The following is a 17381-nucleotide window of genomic DNA, read 5'->3' as shown; positions in this document are numbered from 1 at the left end:
AATATTTCTTGCAAAGGTAGCCTTTTTTTTGTAATATTGCATCATGTTTAAAGTATAACCCCAATATTTAAACATTATACATTAATAATTAAACATTATCAAGATGCATCCATTAGAAAAGTTCGAGTATTGCCCATTGTGTGGCAGTCATCACTTCGAGGCAAATGGCGCAACAAGCAAGAAGTGCGAGAATTGCGGGTTTGAGTATTTTATGAATCCAAGTGCGTCCAATGTGGCGATAATCAAGAACGTCAAGGGAGAGATTCTTGTAGAGCGTCGCAAACAGGAACCAGCTAAGGGAATGCTTGACTTGCCTGGCGGATTCGCGCAGATAGGCGAGACTTCGGAGGAAGGTGTATGTCGTGAGGTTATGGAAGAGACAGGTTTGAAGGTGGTATCAGCACAATATCTCTTTTCTCTGCCTAACGTTTACCGTTACAGTGGCATCGACATCCACACGCTTGACATGTTCTATCTGTGCGAGGTAGAGGATGATTCGGCGCTTGCTGCCGGAGATGACGCGGCAGAGTGTATGTGGATTAAGCCTGAGGATATACATACCGAGCAGTTTGGCTTGCGTTCTGTACGCTGGGGACTGATTAAGTTCCTCGAACGCCAGGATAGATTCAAGTCGGCTGAAGAAGCCCAGAAGTAAGACTTTTGCAATAGCGTGCCTCACCTTATTTATGCTAAAGCAAGCGGTATATTCCTCTTTCTTTGGGCTAAAGTACTCCGCATTTACTCATTTATACAAAAAAAGTAAAATAATTCCTCGGAAATTTGGAGATACGAAATAAAATCCGTACATTCGTAAACGAAATAAACAATCGACGGCAATGTTGAATTTAGACAGTTTCTTGGATTATATGCGATACGAGCGCAACCGCTCTGACGAGACCGTGGAGAGCTACCGCATGGATATCTGCAAGTTTGAGAAATACATAAAAAGTCTGAACCAGGACATCACCTTCGATAATGTAGACAGCGACATCATCCGGGCATGGATGGAGGACATGATGGATAAAGGCAATGCCGCCACATCTATATGTAGACGGCTTAGTGCGGTGAAGTCGATGTACCGATATGCGCTGTCAAGAGGAATGGTAGACCATGACCCAGCTCATGCCGTACATGCTCCAAAGAAGCACAGAAGGCTACCTCAGTTTGTAAGCGAGAGCGATATGGACAAACTTCTTGACAATGCAGAGTGGAATGATAGCTACGACAGTGTGCGCACGCGCACTATACTTGCGGTGTTCTATGAAACAGGACTGCGAGTGAGTGAGCTGATAGGTCTTGACGATGCGTCAATTGACTTCCAACGCTGTGAGCTTCGTGTTACCGGCAAAGGCAATAAGCAACGCATTGTTCCGTTTGGCGACAAGCTGAGCGTGCAAATGCAAGAGTACAAACATATGCGCGACGCGCAAGTCTTAAAACGTGAGACATCCGCCTTTTTTATTAATAATAAAGGGCGACGCTTGAGGTACGAACAGGTAAGGTTGCTTGTGAGAGAGCAGTTGTCGGCTGTACCTAATATTAATAAGCGTTCACCGCATGTATTGCGTCACTCATTTGCCACTGCGATGCTGAACAATGGGGCAGATATAGAGAGTGTGCAGAAGTTGCTGGGTCATAACAGTCTATCCACAACCGAGATATATACACATACAACATTCGAACAACTAAAACAGATTTATAGTAAGGCGCATCCCAGAGAGTAAAGTCTCGAGGATTGTAAATCTACTACACCTTATTATATATATAAGAAATAAACATAAGTAAAAACCTTAACAAAGAAAAGGAGGACACTATGGAGATCAAGATTCAGTCAATCCATTTTGACGCAACAGAGAAGCTGCAAGAATTCATCGAGAAGAAAGTAGCAAAATTAGAGAAGACATTCGAAGACATCAAGACAGCAGAGGTACAGCTTAAAGTTGTAAAGCCTGCTACATCCAATAATAAGGAAACAAGCCTAACGGTAGCTGTTCCCGGACAGGCACTCTTTGTGGAGAAGACATGCGACACATTTGAGGAGGGGGTAGATCTCTGTGTGGACGCAATGAAGGTTCAATTGACTAAATTTAAAGAAAAAACAAGGAATAAGTAAAAAAAATACCGAAAAGTTTTGGTGAATAAAAAATAAGTCGTATCTTTGCAGCCGTTTTAGAACAGGTCCTAAATGGTGGCTTAACGGCTGCAAGGATTTTGCCTCTTTAGCTCAGTTGGCCAGAGCACGTGATTTGTAATCTCGGGGTCGTTGGTTCGAATCCGACAAGAGGCTCAAGAAACAAACGGAATTACTGAACGCAGTTTTTCTTCTCGCTAACCTACTTTTTGGAGCGATTAATTTATTTCATGGAAGGGTGGTTACCAGAGTGGCCAAATGGGGCAGACTGTAAATCTGCTGGCGATGCCTTCGGTGGTTCGAATCCATCACCACCCACTTTCATTTAACTTTTGCGGAAATAGCTCAGTTGATAGAGCACTAGCCTTCCAAGCTGGGGGTCGCGGGTTTGAGCCCCGTTTTCCGCTCTAAGTTGCTGTAATAGCTCAGTGGTAGAGCACTTCCTTGGTAAGGAAGAGGTCCTGAGTTCAACTCTCAGTTACAGCTCTGCTTCAGTTTCTAATCAAAGAATTTGAAGAAAAACAGATTAAACAATTTATATATAAAATAAAAAGCTATGGCTAAAGAAACATTTGTGCGCACCAAACCGCACGTAAACATTGGTACAATTGGTCACGTTGACCATGGTAAGACCACTCTTACTGCTGCCATCTCTAAGACTCTTCACGATAAGGGTTTCGGCGGCGAGGAAGTTAAGTCTTTCGACCAGATCGATAACGCTCCTGAGGAGAAAGAGCGTGGTATCACTATCAACTCTGCTCACATCGAGTACGAAACAGCTAAGCGTCACTACGCTCACGTAGACTGCCCGGGTCACGCCGACTATGTAAAGAACATGGTAACTGGTGCTGCTCAGATGGACGGTGCTATCCTTGTTGTTGCTGCTACTGATGGTCCTATGCCTCAGACACGTGAGCACGTACTTCTCGCTCGTCAGGTAAACGTACCTCGCATGGTTGTTTTCTTGAACAAGTGCGATATGGTAGAGGACGAGGAGATGCTCGAGCTTGTTGAGATGGAGGTCCGCGAGATTCTTGACCAGTATGGTTATGAGGAAGAGACTCCTATCATCCGTGGTTCTGCTCTTGGTGCACTTAACGGTGTAGAGAAGTGGACTGACAAGGTAATGGAGCTTATGGACGCTGTTGATACATGGATTCAGGAGCCTCCACGTGATCTTGACAAACCATTCTTGATGCCTATCGAGGACGTATTCTCAATCACAGGTCGTGGTACTGTTGCTACTGGTCGTATCGAGACTGGCCGTGTTAAGGTAGGCGACGAGACTGAGCTCCTTGGTCTTGGTGAGGATAAGAAGTGTGTTGTTACTGGTGTTGAGATGTTCCGTAAGATCCTCGAAGAAGGTGAAGCTGGCGATAACGTTGGTCTGCTCCTCCGTGGTATCGACAAGAACGAGATCAAGCGCGGTATGGTACTCTGCCACCCGGGTCAGATCAAGCCTCACAAGCACTTCAAGGCTTCTATCTATGTTTTGAAGAAGGAAGAGGGTGGTCGTCACACTCCATTCGGCAACAAGTATCGTCCTCAGTTCTACCTCCGTACTATGGACTGCACCGGTGAGATCAAGCTTCCTGAGGGAGTTGAGATGGTAATGCCTGGTGATAACGTAGAGATCGAGGTTGAGCTTATCTACGCTGTAGCTCTCAACGAGGGCCTCCGTTTCGCTATCCGTGAGGGTGGCCGTACAGTAGGTTCAGGTCAGATCACAAAGATCCTCGAGGACTAATACAATTAGTTGATTAGCCAGTTGCCCGAAAGGGTAGCTTACTAAAATAATAATAGTTCCCGTACTGCTTTTAGCATCGGGAACTATCCTACGGGAATAGCTCAGTTGGTAGAGCACTGGTCTCCAAAACCAGGTGTCGGGAGTTCGAGCCTCTCTTCCCGTGCAAAATAGAAGATAATATGTTCAAAAAGTTTGTAAATTATTGCAAGTGTTGTTACGACGAACTTGCGCATAAAACAACTTGGCCAAAGTATGCTGAACTCAACCACAGTGCAGTGATTGTATTATCTGCTTCCCTTGTCATTGCAGTAGTGGTGTTCGCTATGGACTCTCTCTTTAGATGGGTTATGGGAATGGTATACTCAGGTTAATCGTTCAAGAAAATGGCTAAAACAGAAAAGAAATGGTATGTGCTTCGTGCTGCAAGCGGCAAGGAGTTCAAGGTAAAAGAATACCTCGACGCTGAAATTAAGCACAATCCGTTACTTCAGGAGCATGTTTCGCAGGTGGTTCTTCCTCTTGAGAAGCACGCATCTTTGCGTAATGGAAAGCGAGTAGTTAAGGAGAAGATTTCTCTTCCAGGCTATGTCTTTGTAGAAGCAGCCCTTGTAGGCGACGTGGCTCACACGCTGCGTTTCTCGCCTAATGTGTTAGGTTTTCTTGGCGGTTTGGATAATCCTTCACCAGTTCCCCAAAGTGAGATCAACCGTATGCTCGGTACATGCGAGGAGACAGAGATTGAAGAGAACATAGATGTGCCTTATATGGTTGATGAGACTGTTAAGGTTACAGATGGTCCATTCTCAGGCTTCAGTGGCGTCATCGAAGAGGTGAACGTCGAGAAGCGCAAACTTAAGGTGATGGTCAAGATCTTCGGACGTAAGACTCCGTTAGAGCTTGGTTTTATGCAAGTCGAAAAAGAAGGCTAACGCATTGTTACGGACGCGTGAGAATTCTTTTATATTAATCAAATTAAATATTAACAGACAAAATGGCTAAAGAAGTTGCTGGATTAATCAAATTACAGATTAAAGGTGGCGCTGCGAATCCTTCTCCTCCAGTAGGACCTGCACTTGGTTCTAAGGGTATCAACATCATGGGATTCTGCAAAGAGTTCAACGCCAGAACCCAGGATAAGGCAGGTAAGATAATTCCTGTTGTTATCACTTACTACACCGATAAATCATTCAGCTTCGAACTTAAGACTCCTCCTGCAGCTGTTCAGCTGAAAGAGGCAGCCAAAGTGAAGAGTGGCTCAGCGCAGCCTAACCGCCAGAAAGTTGGTAAAGTAACTTGGGAGCAGGTAAAAGCAATCGCTGAAGACAAACTGAAGGATCTTAACTGCTTTACTGTAGCATCGGCTATGCGCCTTGTTGCAGGAACAGCTAGAAGTATGGGTATCACTGTAGAGGGAGACTTCCCTGAAAATGTTTAATAACTTCAATTTTTAAGAAATGAAACTGACAAAAAATCAAAAATCAGTAGCTGATAAGGTTGAAGCAGGGAAGGCATACACACTGAAAGAGGCTTCAGAGCTGGTAAAGGAAATTACCACTACCAAGTTCGACGCTTCTCTCGATATTGATGTACGCTTGGGCGTTGACCCGCGTAAGGCTAACCAGATGGTTCGTGGCGTGGTTTCACTGCCTGCCGGAACTGGTAAAGTAACACGCGTGCTCGCTCTCTGTACTCCTGATCAGGAAGCCGCCGCTAAGGAGGCAGGTGCCGACTATGTAGGTCTTGACGAGTATATCGAGAAGATCAAGGGTGGTTGGACAGACGTCGACGTTATCATCACAATGCCTTCTTGCATGGGTAAGATTGGTCCTATCGGCCGTATCCTCGGTCCTCGTGGATTGATGCCTAACCCTAAGAGCGGTACTGTAACTATGGACGTTGCTAAGGCAGTTAAGGAAGTAAAGCAGGGTAAGATTGACTTTAAGGTTGATAAGGCTGGTATCGTCCACACATCAATCGGTAAGGTTAGCTTCACTCCAGAGCAGATCTATCAGAATGCTAAGGAGTTTATCGCTACCATTATTAAGCTCAAGCCTGCTGCTGCTAAAGGTACATACATCAAGAGTATCTTTATTTCGAGCACTATGAGTAAGGGTATCAAGGTTGATCCTAAATCAGTTGAGTAACTCTAAAAGTTTTGTAAAATGAAGAAAGAAGTAAAAGATACTATTATTGCTGAGCTCGGTGCGAAGTTGAAGGAATATCCTCACTTTTACCTCGTAGACCTCGCTGGTCTCAACGCCGAGGCAACAAGCAATCTTCGTCGCAAGTGCTTCAAGAACGAGATCAAGATGATCGTCGTTAAGAACAGCCTTCTCCGTGAGGCTTTCCAAGCATCAGACGTAGATTTCGAGCCGATGTATGGCGCACTTAAGGGTACTACAGCTGTGATGTTCTGCAACACTGCAAACGTACCTGCAAAGCTGCTTAAGGAATACAAGAAAGAGGGCATTCCTACACTCAAGGCTGCTTATGCTGAGGAGACAATCTTCGGTGCAGATCAGCTTGAGGCACTTGTAGCTCTCAAGAGCAAGAACGAGGTTATCGCAGATATCGTGGCATTGCTGCAGTCTCCTGCCAAGAACGTTGTTTCTGCTCTTCAGTCAGGCGCAAACACTATCCATGGTGTGCTTAAGACTTTGGGCGAGCGTCCTGAATAATTCAACTCCAAGTCACAAAACATTAATATTAAAAACAATTAAAATTTAAAATAAAATGGCAGATATTAAAGCTATTGCTGAAGAATTGGTAAATCTTACAGTAAAGGAAGTAAATGAGTTGGCAACAGTCCTCAAGGACGAGTATGGTATTGAGCCTGCTGCTGCAGCTGTAGCTGTAGCTGCTGGTCCTGCTGCAGCAGGTGAGGCAGCTGAGGAGAAGACATCTTTCGATGTTATCCTCGCTGAGGCAGGTGCTGCTAAGCTCCAGGTAGTAAAGGCAGTTAAGGAAGCTTGCGGTCTTGGCTTGAAGGAAGCTAAGGATCTCGTAGACGGCGCTCCTGCTAAGATCAAGGAAGGCATCTCTAAGGACGAGGCTGAGAACTTGAAGAAGACTATCGAGGCTGCTGGTGCTAAGGTAGAGATCAAGTAATCTCGCATTACACAGACAACCCAACGAGAAGTTGCCGTAAGTGCGTAATGCATACAAACATAGAAGCGGCAATCTTTCGTGAAATTTTCTTATATGGTTAGGATCTTCCAAGTAGGCGGGTCCTAACCTTTTTGTGTCTTTTCACATTATATTGATTTTATCACCCTATAAATTCTTCTGATGGCTTCAAAAATTGTTGATAACAGAGTAAATTTTGCCAGCGTCCATAATCCGTTGCCCTACCCGGATTTTCTCGATGTGCAGTTAAAGTCTTTCAAGGATTTCTTACAGTTAGACACTCCGCCTGAGGAACGCAAGAATGACGGTTTGTATAAGGTGTTCGCCGAGAACTTCCCTATTACCGATACACGCAATAATTTCGTTCTTGAGTTCTTGGATTACTATATTGACCCGCCTCGCTACTCTATTGACGAATGTCTTGAACGTGGTCTTACATATAGCGTACCTTTGAAGGCTAAGATGAAACTGTACTGTACAGATCCTGACCATGAGGATTTTGGCACATTCATACAGGACGTATTCCTTGGCACAATCCCTTATATGACAGACAACGGTACCTTCGTAATCAATGGTGCCGAGCGTGTAGTTGTTTCGCAGTTGCACCGTTCACCTGGTGTGTTCTTCGGTCAGGGTGTACATGCAAATGGCACTGTTCTTTATTCTGCCCGTATTATCCCGTTCAAGGGTTCATGGATTGAGTTTGCCACTGACATCAACAACGTGATGTATGCCTATATTGACCGTAAGAAGAAGTTGCCTGTTACAACTCTTCTGCGTGCTATGGGCTACGAGCAGGATAAGGATATCCTACAGATATTCGACCTTGCTGAGGAGATGAAGGTAAACAAGAAGAACATGAAGGCTGCCATCGGTCGCAAACTTGCCGCACGCGTACTGAAGTCGTGGAATGAGGACTTCGTAGACGAGGATACTGGTGAGGTTGTTTCTATCGAGCGTAATGAGGTAATCATGGAGCGTGAGACCGAGCTCACAGAGGATAACGTAGAAGATATTCTCGAGTCGGGCACATCATCAATACTTCTTCATAAGGATGCCGAGGCTGCCAACAAGTATGCCATCATCTTTAACACTCTTGCTAAGGACCCGTCAAACTCGGAGAAAGAAGCTGTGCTTTATATTTATCGCCAGTTGCGTAATGCCGACCCTGCTGATGACGCATCAGCGCGTGAGGTATTCCAGAACCTCTTCTTCTCGGACAAGCGCTACGACCTTGGCGAGGTAGGACGCTACCGTATAAATAAGAAGCTCGGTCTTGATACAGACTCTGATGTTCGTGTTCTTACTAAGGATGATGTAATCGAAATTATTAAGTATCTTATCCAGCTGGTTAACTCTAACGCCACTGTTGACGATATCGACCACCTTTCTAACCGTCGTGTTCGTACTGTGGGCGAGCAGTTGAGCAACCAGTTCTCAATAGGTCTGGCACGTATGAGCCGCACTATCCGCGAGCGCATGAATGTACGTGACAATGAGGTGTTCCAGCCAACCGATCTTATCAATGCCAAGACTATTTCAAGCGTTGTAAGTTCATTCTTCGGTACCAACCCGCTGTCACAGTTCATGGACCAGACCAATCCGCTTGCTGAGGTAACTCATAAGCGTCGTCTCTCAGCTCTTGGCCCTGGTGGTCTTTCACGTGAGCGTGCAGGCTTCGAGGTTCGAGACGTACACTATACACACTATGGTCGTTTGTGTCCTATTGAGAGCCCTGAGGGTCCGAACATCGGTCTTATCTCTTCTCTCTGTGTATATGCTACAATCAACGAGCTTGGCTTCATCGCCACTCCATACCGTAAGGTTAAGGATTCTATCGTAGACCTCGATAACAACAACGTTGTTTACCTCACCGCTGAGGAGGAGGAGAACCACGTTATAGGACAGGGCAACGCTCCGTTGCGTGAGGATGGCTCGTTTATCCGCGACTATGTTAAGTGCCGTCAGAACGCCGAGTTCCCAGTAGTGCCTCCTTCAGAGGTAGACCTTATGGACGTATCGCCGCAGCAGATTGCATCTGTATCTGCAGGCCTTATCCCATTCTTGGAGCATGATGACGGTCACCGTGCGCTCATGGGATGTAACATGATGCGCCAGGCTGTGCCATTGCTTCACAACGATGCTCCTATAGTAGGTACAGGTCTTGAGAAACAAGTTTGCGAGGACTCTCGTACAATGATTACTGCCGAGGGCGAGGGTGTTATCGAGTATGTAGACGCTACAACCATCCGTATCCTCTACGATCGTACAGACGACGAGGAGTTTGTAAGCTTCGAGCCTGCTCTCAAGGAGTATCGCATACCGAAGTTCCGTCGCACCAACCAGAACATGACTATCGACTTGCGTCCTATCTGCAATAAGGGTCAGCGTGTTAAGAAGGGCGACATCCTTACCGAGGGTTATGCTACAGAGAATGGCGAGCTCGCATTGGGCCGCAACCTTCTCGTTGCCTACATGCCTTGGAAGGGTTACAACTACGAGGATGCCATCGTGCTTTCGGAGCGTATGATTCGCGACGACGTGCTTACATCAGTACACGTAGACGAGTACTCGCTCGACGTGCGCGAGACAAAGCGTGGTCTTGAGGAGTTCACAAGCGATATACCTAACGTGTCTGAGGAAGCCACAAAGGACCTCGACGACAACGGTATCGTACGTATCGGTGCACGCATCGAGCCGGGCGACATCCTTATCGGTAAGATTTCGCCTAAGGGCGAGAGCGATCCTTCACCGGAGGAGAAGCTTCTGCGCGCCATCTTCGGCGACAAGGCAGGCGACGTTAAGGATTCTTCATTGAAGGCCAACCCGTCATTGAGCGGTGTTGTTATCGACAAGAAGCTCTTTGCACGTGCTATCAAGACTCGTGAGTCGAAGAAACAGGATAAGGTGATACTCGCCAAGATTGACGAGGAGTATGAGGCAAAGAACGACGACTTGAAGGATATTCTTGTCGACAAGCTCCTTACCCTCACCGAGGACAAGCCTTCACAGGGCATCAAGGACTACTCTGGTGCTGAGATTATCACAAAGGGCACCAAGTTCACAACTACAATGTTGAAGAACCTCGAGTACGACGGAATACAATCGAACGACTGGACAGGCGACGAGCACACCGATAAGCTCATCTCTAAGCTTATTATGAACTACATACGCAAGTACAAGCTTCTCGATGCCGAGCTCAAACGCAAGAAGTTTGCCATCACCATCGGCGACGAGCTGCCTTCAGGCATTCTTCAGATGGCCAAGGTATATGTTGCCAAGAAGCGTAAGATTGGTGTAGGAGATAAGCTCGCTGGTCGTCACGGCAACAAGGGTATCGTGTCTAAGATTACACGTATGGAGGATATGCCGTTCCTCGAGGACGGACGTCCAGTAGACCTCGTGTTGAACCCTCTAGGTGTGCCTTCTCGAATGAACCTTGGTCAGATATTCGAGGCCATCCTCGGTGCTGCTGGTCGCAAGCTCGGTGTTAAGTTTGCTACACCTATCTTTGATGGTGCTCATCTTGAGGATCTCTCAGAGTGGACCGATAAGGCAGGTCTGCCTCACCTTTGCTCAACACACCTTTATGATGGCGAGACAGGCGAACGTTTTGACCAGCCTGCTACAGTAGGTGTTACCTACTTCTTGAAACTCGGTCACATGGTTGAGGACAAGATGCACGCTCGTTCAATCGGTCCGTACTCGCTCATCACTCAGCAGCCACTTGGTGGTAAGGCACAGTTTGGTGGACAGCGTTTCGGAGAGATGGAGGTTTGGGCTATTGAGGCATTTGGTGCCAGCCACGTACTTCAGGAGATTTTGACAATTAAGTCAGACGATACCGTTGGCCGTTCAAAGGCTTACGAGGCTATTGTAAAGGGCGATCCTATGCCTACACCAGGTATACCAGAGTCGCTCAACGTACTCTTGCACGAGCTTCGCGGTCTTGGTCTCAGCATCAAACTCGATTAATACCGACATCCCTAAATTATAGAAATATATGGCTTTCAAGAAAGATACAAAAGTTAAAAATAATTTCACGAAGATAACCATCGGTCTTGCCTCTCCGGAGGAGATATTGGAGAATTCGTATGGCGAGGTAACAAAGCCTGAGACCATAAACTATCGTACTTACAAGCCCGAGCGTGACGGTCTGTTCTGTGAGCGCATCTTTGGTCCGACACGTGACTATGAGTGCGCCTGCGGCAAGTACAAGCGTATTCGTTATAAGGGTATTGTGTGCGACCGATGCGGTGTTGAGGTTACTGAGAAAAAAGTACGTCGTGAGCGTAGCGGACATATAGAACTCGTTGTGCCCGTAGCTCACATTTGGTACTTCCGCTCTTTACCTAACAAGATTGGTTATCTGCTCGGTATGCCTACCAAGAAACTCGATCAGGTTGTTTACTACGAGAAGTATGTGGTAATACAGCCAGGTGCTCTTGAGGGACGCACCGACTCTGAGGGTCTTGAGCTCAACGGTTCACACAAGATGGACCTCCTCTCTGAGGACGAGTACATGGACATCATTGACAACAAGCTTGGTCCAGACAACGACTATCTTGACGATAGCGATCCTAACAAGTTCATCGCTAAGATGGGTGCCGAGGCTGTGTACGATCTTCTTGCAAACCTCGACCTTGACTCTCTTTCATACGAATTGCGCGACCGTGCAAATAACGACTCGTCACAGCAGCGTAAGACTGAGGCTTTGAAGCGTCTTCAGGTGGTAGAGGCTTTCCGCGGTTCTAAGGACGTAAACCGTCCAGAGTGGATGATTATGAAGATTATTCCGGTTATTCCGCCAGAACTTCGTCCTCTCGTTCCGCTTGACGGTGGTCGCTTTGCAACATCCGACCTCAACGACCTTTATCGTCGTGTAATCATACGTAACAACCGTTTGAAGCGTCTTGTTGAGATTAAGGCTCCTGAGGTTATCCTCCGCAACGAGAAGCGTATGCTTCAGGAGGCAGTGGACAGTCTCTTCGACAACTCTCGCAAGTCGAGTGCTGTAAAGAGCGATGCCAATCGTCCTCTTAAGTCACTCTCTGACTCGCTCAAGGGTAAGCAGGGACGTTTCCGTCAGAACCTCCTCGGTAAACGTGTTGACTATTCTGCCCGTTCGGTAATCGTTGTAGGTCCTGAGTTGAAGATGGGCGAGTGCGGTCTGCCAAAGCTTATGGCAGCCGAGCTTTACAAGCCGTTCATTATTCGCAAGCTCATCGAGCGTGGTATTGTGAAGACTGTTAAGAGTGCTAAGAAGATTGTAGATCGTCGTGAGCCGGTGATTTGGGATATTCTTGAGAACGTAATGAAGGGTCACCCAGTTATGCTTAACCGTGCTCCTACACTTCACCGTCTTGGTATCCAGGCCTTCCAGCCTAAGCTTATAGAGGGTAAGGCTATCCAGCTTCATCCATTGGCATGTACTGCGTTTAACGCTGACTTCGACGGTGACCAGATGGCTGTTCACCTTCCGTTGAGTAACGAGGCTATTCTCGAGGCGCAGATATTGATGCTCCAGAGCCACAACATCCTTAATCCTGCCAATGGTGCACCTGTTACAGTGCCTTCGCAGGATATGGTGCTTGGTCTATATTATATCACTAAGATGCGTCCGGGAGCCAAGGGTGAAGGACTCACATTCTATGGTGATGAGGAGGCTCTTATCGCCCACAACGAAGGCAAGTGCGACCTTCATGCTACTGTGAAGGTTATCGTAGACGACCTTGTAGACGGTAAGCTCCAGAAGCGCATGGTGGAGACTTCTGTTGGACGTGTTATTGTAAACCAGATTATACCGAAGGAAGTAGGTTTCTTCAACGATATCATCTCTAAGAAGACGCTCCGCGGACTTATCTCAAACGTAATCAAGGCTGTGGGTATGGCACGCGCCTGCGAGTTCCTCGACGGTATCAAGAACCTCGGTTATCGTATGGCATACGTTGCTGGTCTGTCGTTCAACCTTGATGATATCATCATCCCGCCAGAAAAGAAGGAGATTGTTGACCGTGGTCAGGCTGAGGTTCGTGCTATTGAGGACAACTATAACATGGGCTTCATCACTGAGAACGAGCGATACAATCAGGTTATCGATACTTGGACACACGTGAACAATGACCTTGCCAACATCCTTATGAAGGAGATGACAGAGGCCGACCAGGGATTCAATGCTGTATTCATGATGCTTGACTCTGGTGCCCGTGGTTCTAAGGATCAGATTAAGCAGCTTTCTGGTATGCGTGGTCTTATGGCTAAGCCTATGAAGGCAGGTGCCGAGGGACACCAGATCATTGAGAACCCAATTATATCTAACTTTAAGGAAGGTATGTCAGTGCTCGAGTACTTTATCGCATCGCACGGTGCCCGTAAGGGTCTTGCCGATACCGCTATGAAGACTGCCGACGCTGGTTACTTGACACGTCGTTTGGTTGACGTTTCGCACGATGTTATCATCTCAGAGGAAGACTGCGGTACTCTCCGCGGACTCGTTTGCACTGCTCTCAAGAATGGTGACGAGATAGTATCTTCTCTCGGCGAGCGTATCCTAGGTCGTGTTTCAGTACATGACATTATCCATCCGTCAACAGGCGAGATTCTCGTTCACGCTGGTGAGGAAATAACAGAGCCAGTGGCTAAGGCTATTGAGGATTCACCAATCGAGAGCGTAGAGATTCGTTCAGTGCTCACTTGCGAGAGCAAGAAGGGTGTCTGCATGAAGTGTTACGGTCGTAACCTTGCTACACAGCGCATGGTTCAGCTTGGTGAGGCTGTCGGCGTTATTGCCGCACAGGCTATTGGTGAGCCGGGTACACAGCTTACTCTCCGTACATTCCACGCCGGTGGTGTGGCTGGTAACGCAGCTGCTAATGCATCTATTGTAGTTAAGAACGACTGTAAGTTGCACTTCGAGGACCTTCGTGTTGTACCGTTTGTTGAGAATAATGGCGAGAAGGACATTGACTGCCAGATGGTAGTAAGCCGTCTGTCAGAGGTTCACTTTATCGATCCACATACCGACATTACACTTGCTACACAGAACGTACCTTACGGTTCTTCACTCTACTTCAAGGAGGGCGACATCGTTAAGAAGGGTGACCTTATTGCCAAGTGGGACCCATTCAATGCCGTTATCGTTACAGAGTATGCTGGTACACTTCGTTTCAATGATGTTATCGAGGGTATTACATACCGTGCCGAGACCGACGAAGCTACAGGTCTTACAGAGAAGATTATCACAGACTCTAAGGACAAGTCTAAGGTTCCTACCTGTGATATACTCGACAAGAATGGTGAGATTATAGGTACTTACAACTTCCCTGTGGGTGGTCACGTAGTATGTGAGGATGGTCAGACTGTCAAGACTGGTACTACTCTCGTGAAGATTCCACGTGCAGCAGGTTCTGCAGGCGATATCACTGGTGGTCTTCCACGTGTTACAGAGCTATTCGAGGCTCGCAATCCGTCTAACCCAGCTGTTGTATCAGAGATCGATGGTGAGGTAACAATGGGTAAGGTTAAGCGTGGCAACCGTGAGATTATCGTTACATCTAAGACTGGCGACCAGCGTAAGTATCTTGTATCTCTGTCAAAGCAGATTCTTGTTCAGGAACATGATGCCGTGCGTGCAGGTACTCCATTGTCGGATGGTGTTATTACTCCGGGCGACATCCTTGCTATCAAGGGTCCTACCGCCGTACAGGAATACATCGTTAACGAGGTTCAGGACGTATACCGTCTGCAGGGTGTGAAGATCAACGATAAACACTTTGAGATTATTGTACGTCAGATGATGCGTAAGGTTCGTATTGACGAGCCTGGCGATACAACATTCCTTGAGCAGGAGATGGTTGACAAGCTCGACTTCGCTGAGGAGAACGACCGCATATGGGGCAAGAAGTATGTTGTCAATGCTGGCGATAGCGACGTGCTTAAGGTTGGTCAGATAGTTTCTGCTCGCAAGTTGCGTGATGAGAACTCAAGTCTTAAGCGTCGTGATTTGCGTCTTGTTGAGGTGCGTGATACCATACCTGCAACATCTACACAGATACTTCAGGGTATTACACGTGCCGCTCTCCAAACCAAGAGCTTTATCTCGGCTGCTTCGTTCCAGGAGACAACCAAGGTGCTCAATGAGGCAGCTATCCGTGGTAAGGTTGACTTCCTTGAGGGTATGAAGGAGAACGTTATTTCTGGTCACCTTATTCCAGCAGGTACAGGTCTTCGCCAGTGGGAGAAGATTGTTGTTGGCTCAAAGGAGGAATATGACCGTATGCAGGCTAATCGTCGCAACGTTACTGATTTCTCTAACCAGGAGTCGGCTGAATAATAAAGAATTATAAGGGTATTGCAAATGTCAATACCCTATAATATAAAAAACTGCTTATAAACGTAGAGTTTATAAGCAGTTTTTTTTTAGTACGCTCGGCATGAGCATTGTCTAACGGGTGAAAGTCCCGAGCAAGCCCTAATAGCGGGAATTGCATAGTCAAAGGCAAGGGTGTTCATCGCGAGATGAAATCTGAAGGAAGCCCAAGACAAACATCTGACCTAACGGACAGAAACTTCATATAAGGCATGTGACCGTGGGTGAGGTTGCTATTCAAACCAAAGCCCAATAGCTATTCGGAACGGTCGGTGTAAATGAAGTAGGTATAAGATGGAAAGACAACGCCCTTATCCGAGGAGGTCTCACGGACGCTTCAAATAGTTGTTTTTACGAAAGAAGTGGAGTAAAGCTTGCCGTGAGAAGTCAGCAGACGTCATAGTAGTGCAACAATCGATAACGTTGCACGAAGGGCTGAACCTAACAATTAAACGATAGTAATTGAAACATACCTTATGAAGGAAAGAATGCAGAAAACATTATCCCAAGTTAATGGCTGCCCCCAAAGAAATAGGTCGGAAACCGAATGGTATGGGGGAGTGCAGACCTTCATGTGGATGTGTGAAGACAACATCGTGGAAGTACCATTCGACAAGGAACACCTTTTCGAGCAAATTCTTAGTCCCACAAATCTCAATCGAGCATACAAAGCAGTTATGAGAAACAAGGGCTGTGGTGGTATCGACAAGATGACGTGCGAGCAATTGTTCCCATGGCTCCTGACCAATAAGGATGAACTCACCCGTTCCTTGATGGACGGTTCTTACCGTCCGAACCCAGTAAAAAGGGTAGAAATACCCAAGGACAATGGCAAGATGCGCCTGTTGGGAATACCTACAGTAGTAGACCGTCTGGTGCAACAAGCCATCAACCAAGTATTGACTCCCATCTATGAGAACCAATTCTCCAAGACGAGCTACGGCTTCCGTCCGAGAAGAGGATGCCATGACGCACTACGAGGAGCGCGAAGGATAGTCAACGAAGGCTACATATATGTAGTCGACCTTGACCTTGAACGCTTCTTCGACACGGTGAGCCATAGCAAACTCATAGAAATCCTCAGCCGTACGATAAAAGACGGCAGAGTGGTCAGTCTTATACACAAATATCTCCGAAGTGGTGTAATGAACAAAGGTTTGTTTGAAGCGAGCGAGGAAGGAACTCCCCAAGGCGGTCCGCTAAGTCCATTGTTGAGTAACATAATGCTCAACGAATTGGACAAGGAACTTGAACGCAGAGAACTCCCCTTTGTGCGCTATGCCGATGACTCGATGATATTCTGCAAGTCCAAAAGGGCTGCAATGCGAGTGAAGGAGTCTATAACCCGATTTATAGAGAATACTCTATATCTCAAAGTCAACAAGGAAAAGACCGTAGTGTCGTATGTGCGCGGAGTGAAATACCTCGGCTACTCCTTTTATGTGATGAAAGGCGAATGCCAACTCACGGTGCACCCAAAGTCCAAAGCCAAGATGAAGTCAAGGTTGAAAGAACTGACAAACCGCAGCAATGGATGGGGATATGCCAAGAGAAAGCAGAAGCTGAAAGAATACATACGAGGTTGGGTCGGCTATTATCACTTTGCCAATATGAAGCGTCTCTTGCTTGTAACAGACGAATGTTTAAGACGTAGAATACGCATGTGTATATGGAAAGCTTGGAAGAAAGTCAAGACAAAAGTGGCAAACCTCATTAGATGCGGTATCAATAAATACCAAGCATACGAATGGGGTAACACTCGCAAGGGCTATTGGCGAATAGCTGACAGCCCTGTTCTAAAAAGGGCGATAGATAACAATAAACTACGCTCCGCAGGGTATGCTACTTTAATGGAGGCGTATCTCGAATGGTATCCAAAATAGGAACCGCCGTATGCGGAACCGCACGTACGGTGGTGTGAGAGGTCGGAAAACGAAAGTAGGAAGAAAACTGCTTCGTTTTCCTCCTACTCGATTAATATAACTAAGAGGATGTAAATAATATTGAAT

At 46.7% G+C, this 17381-nt stretch carries 13 protein-coding genes and 5 tRNA genes; all 18 read left to right on the top strand.

What is annotated here, in order from left to right; genetic code table 11:
- Positions 1-103 precede the first annotated feature (103 nt).
- The 18 genes from C9991_RS02410 (at position 104) to ltrA (ending at position 17255) form a co-directional block, all read left to right on the top strand.
- Positions 104-655: an NUDIX hydrolase gene (locus C9991_RS02410; RefSeq protein ID WP_106811029.1), complete on the top strand. Its 552-nt coding sequence runs from the start codon at positions 104-106 to the stop codon at positions 653-655.
- Positions 656-836: 181 nt separating this feature from the next.
- On the top strand, positions 837-1724 hold the full coding sequence (locus C9991_RS02405) for a tyrosine recombinase XerC (RefSeq protein ID WP_106811028.1): 888 nt from the start codon (positions 837-839) through the stop codon (positions 1722-1724).
- An 89-nt stretch (positions 1725-1813) separates the two neighbouring features.
- Entirely contained in the window at positions 1814-2113 is a 300-nt protein-coding gene (gene hpf, locus C9991_RS02400; RefSeq protein ID WP_106811027.1) for a ribosome hibernation-promoting factor, HPF/YfiA family, read from the top strand.
- A gap of 100 nt (positions 2114-2213) precedes the next feature.
- A tRNA-Thr gene (locus C9991_RS02395) sits at positions 2214-2287 on the top strand.
- A gap of 80 nt (positions 2288-2367) precedes the next feature.
- Positions 2368-2449 (top strand) — tRNA-Tyr (locus C9991_RS02390).
- Between the two features lie 16 nt (positions 2450-2465).
- Positions 2466-2538: transfer RNA gene (locus C9991_RS02385), tRNA-Gly, on the top strand.
- Positions 2539-2545: 7 nt separating this feature from the next.
- Positions 2546-2617, top strand: a tRNA-Thr gene (locus tag C9991_RS02380).
- A gap of 70 nt (positions 2618-2687) precedes the next feature.
- A complete protein-coding gene (tuf, locus tag C9991_RS02375) occupies positions 2688-3878 on the top strand; it encodes an elongation factor Tu (protein ID WP_106811026.1) in 1191 nt (396 codons plus the stop codon).
- A 90-nt stretch (positions 3879-3968) separates the two neighbouring features.
- Positions 3969-4041 (top strand) — tRNA-Trp (locus C9991_RS02370).
- A gap of 16 nt (positions 4042-4057) precedes the next feature.
- The gene (gene secE / locus C9991_RS17230; protein WP_106811025.1) at positions 4058-4249 is read left to right on the top strand and encodes a preprotein translocase subunit SecE; all 192 of its coding nucleotides are present in this window, start codon (positions 4058-4060) and stop codon (positions 4247-4249) included.
- A gap of 12 nt (positions 4250-4261) precedes the next feature.
- Positions 4262-4807: a transcription termination/antitermination protein NusG gene (nusG, locus tag C9991_RS02360; protein ID WP_106811024.1), complete on the top strand. Its 546-nt coding sequence runs from the start codon at positions 4262-4264 to the stop codon at positions 4805-4807.
- A 62-nt stretch (positions 4808-4869) separates the two neighbouring features.
- A complete protein-coding gene (rplK, locus tag C9991_RS02355; protein WP_106811023.1) occupies positions 4870-5313 on the top strand; it encodes a 50S ribosomal protein L11 in 444 nt (147 codons plus the stop codon).
- A gap of 19 nt (positions 5314-5332) precedes the next feature.
- A complete protein-coding gene (gene rplA, locus C9991_RS02350) occupies positions 5333-6022 on the top strand; it encodes a 50S ribosomal protein L1 (RefSeq protein ID WP_106811022.1) in 690 nt (229 codons plus the stop codon).
- Between the two features lie 18 nt (positions 6023-6040).
- Positions 6041-6556 carry a 50S ribosomal protein L10 gene (rplJ, locus tag C9991_RS02345; RefSeq protein WP_106811021.1) on the top strand — a complete coding sequence of 172 codons (516 nt, stop codon included), beginning with the start codon at positions 6041-6043 and terminating at the stop codon, positions 6554-6556.
- A 55-nt stretch (positions 6557-6611) separates the two neighbouring features.
- Positions 6612-6986 (top strand): 50S ribosomal protein L7/L12, encoded by a 375-nt coding sequence (rplL, locus tag C9991_RS02340; RefSeq protein ID WP_106811020.1) that lies wholly within the window; start codon positions 6612-6614, stop codon positions 6984-6986.
- Between the two features lie 180 nt (positions 6987-7166).
- Entirely contained in the window at positions 7167-10979 is a 3813-nt protein-coding gene (rpoB, locus tag C9991_RS02335; RefSeq protein ID WP_106811019.1) for a DNA-directed RNA polymerase subunit beta, read from the top strand.
- Between the two features lie 28 nt (positions 10980-11007).
- A complete protein-coding gene (rpoC, locus tag C9991_RS02330; protein ID WP_106811018.1) occupies positions 11008-15336 on the top strand; it encodes a DNA-directed RNA polymerase subunit beta' in 4329 nt (1442 codons plus the stop codon).
- 512 nt (positions 15337-15848) lie between these two features.
- Positions 15849-17255 (top strand): group II intron reverse transcriptase/maturase, encoded by a 1407-nt coding sequence (ltrA, locus tag C9991_RS02325; protein WP_106811017.1) that lies wholly within the window; start codon positions 15849-15851, stop codon positions 17253-17255.
- Positions 17256-17381: the final 126 nt, after the last annotated feature.

The organism is Prevotella merdae (assembly GCF_900290275.1).
Taxonomy (GTDB): domain Bacteria; phylum Bacteroidota; class Bacteroidia; order Bacteroidales; family Bacteroidaceae; genus Prevotella; species Prevotella merdae.
The sequence above is the reverse complement of the archived record's forward strand: the minus strand, read 5'-3'. Positions and strand labels throughout refer to the sequence as shown.

Excerpts from the sequence above, each read along its gene's own strand:
- C9991_RS02410 (WP_106811029.1), top strand. The coding sequence starts at position 104 with ATGCATCCATTAGAAAAGTTCGAGTATTGCCCATTGTGTGGCAGTCAT.
- C9991_RS02405 (WP_106811028.1), top strand. The coding sequence starts at position 837 with ATGTTGAATTTAGACAGTTTCTTGGATTATATGCGATACGAGCGCAAC.
- hpf (WP_106811027.1), top strand. The coding sequence starts at position 1,814 with ATGGAGATCAAGATTCAGTCAATCCATTTTGACGCAACAGAGAAGCTG.
- tuf (WP_106811026.1), top strand. The coding sequence starts at position 2,688 with ATGGCTAAAGAAACATTTGTGCGCACCAAACCGCACGTAAACATTGGT.
- secE (WP_106811025.1), top strand. The coding sequence starts at position 4,058 with ATGTTCAAAAAGTTTGTAAATTATTGCAAGTGTTGTTACGACGAACTT.
- nusG (WP_106811024.1), top strand. The coding sequence starts at position 4,262 with ATGGCTAAAACAGAAAAGAAATGGTATGTGCTTCGTGCTGCAAGCGGC.
- rplK (WP_106811023.1), top strand. The coding sequence starts at position 4,870 with ATGGCTAAAGAAGTTGCTGGATTAATCAAATTACAGATTAAAGGTGGC.
- rplA (WP_106811022.1), top strand. The coding sequence starts at position 5,333 with ATGAAACTGACAAAAAATCAAAAATCAGTAGCTGATAAGGTTGAAGCA.
- rplJ (WP_106811021.1), top strand. The coding sequence starts at position 6,041 with ATGAAGAAAGAAGTAAAAGATACTATTATTGCTGAGCTCGGTGCGAAG.
- rplL (WP_106811020.1), top strand. The coding sequence starts at position 6,612 with ATGGCAGATATTAAAGCTATTGCTGAAGAATTGGTAAATCTTACAGTA.
- rpoB (WP_106811019.1), top strand. The coding sequence starts at position 7,167 with ATGGCTTCAAAAATTGTTGATAACAGAGTAAATTTTGCCAGCGTCCAT.
- rpoC (WP_106811018.1), top strand. The coding sequence starts at position 11,008 with ATGGCTTTCAAGAAAGATACAAAAGTTAAAAATAATTTCACGAAGATA.
- ltrA (WP_106811017.1), top strand. The coding sequence starts at position 15,849 with ATGAAGGAAAGAATGCAGAAAACATTATCCCAAGTTAATGGCTGCCCC.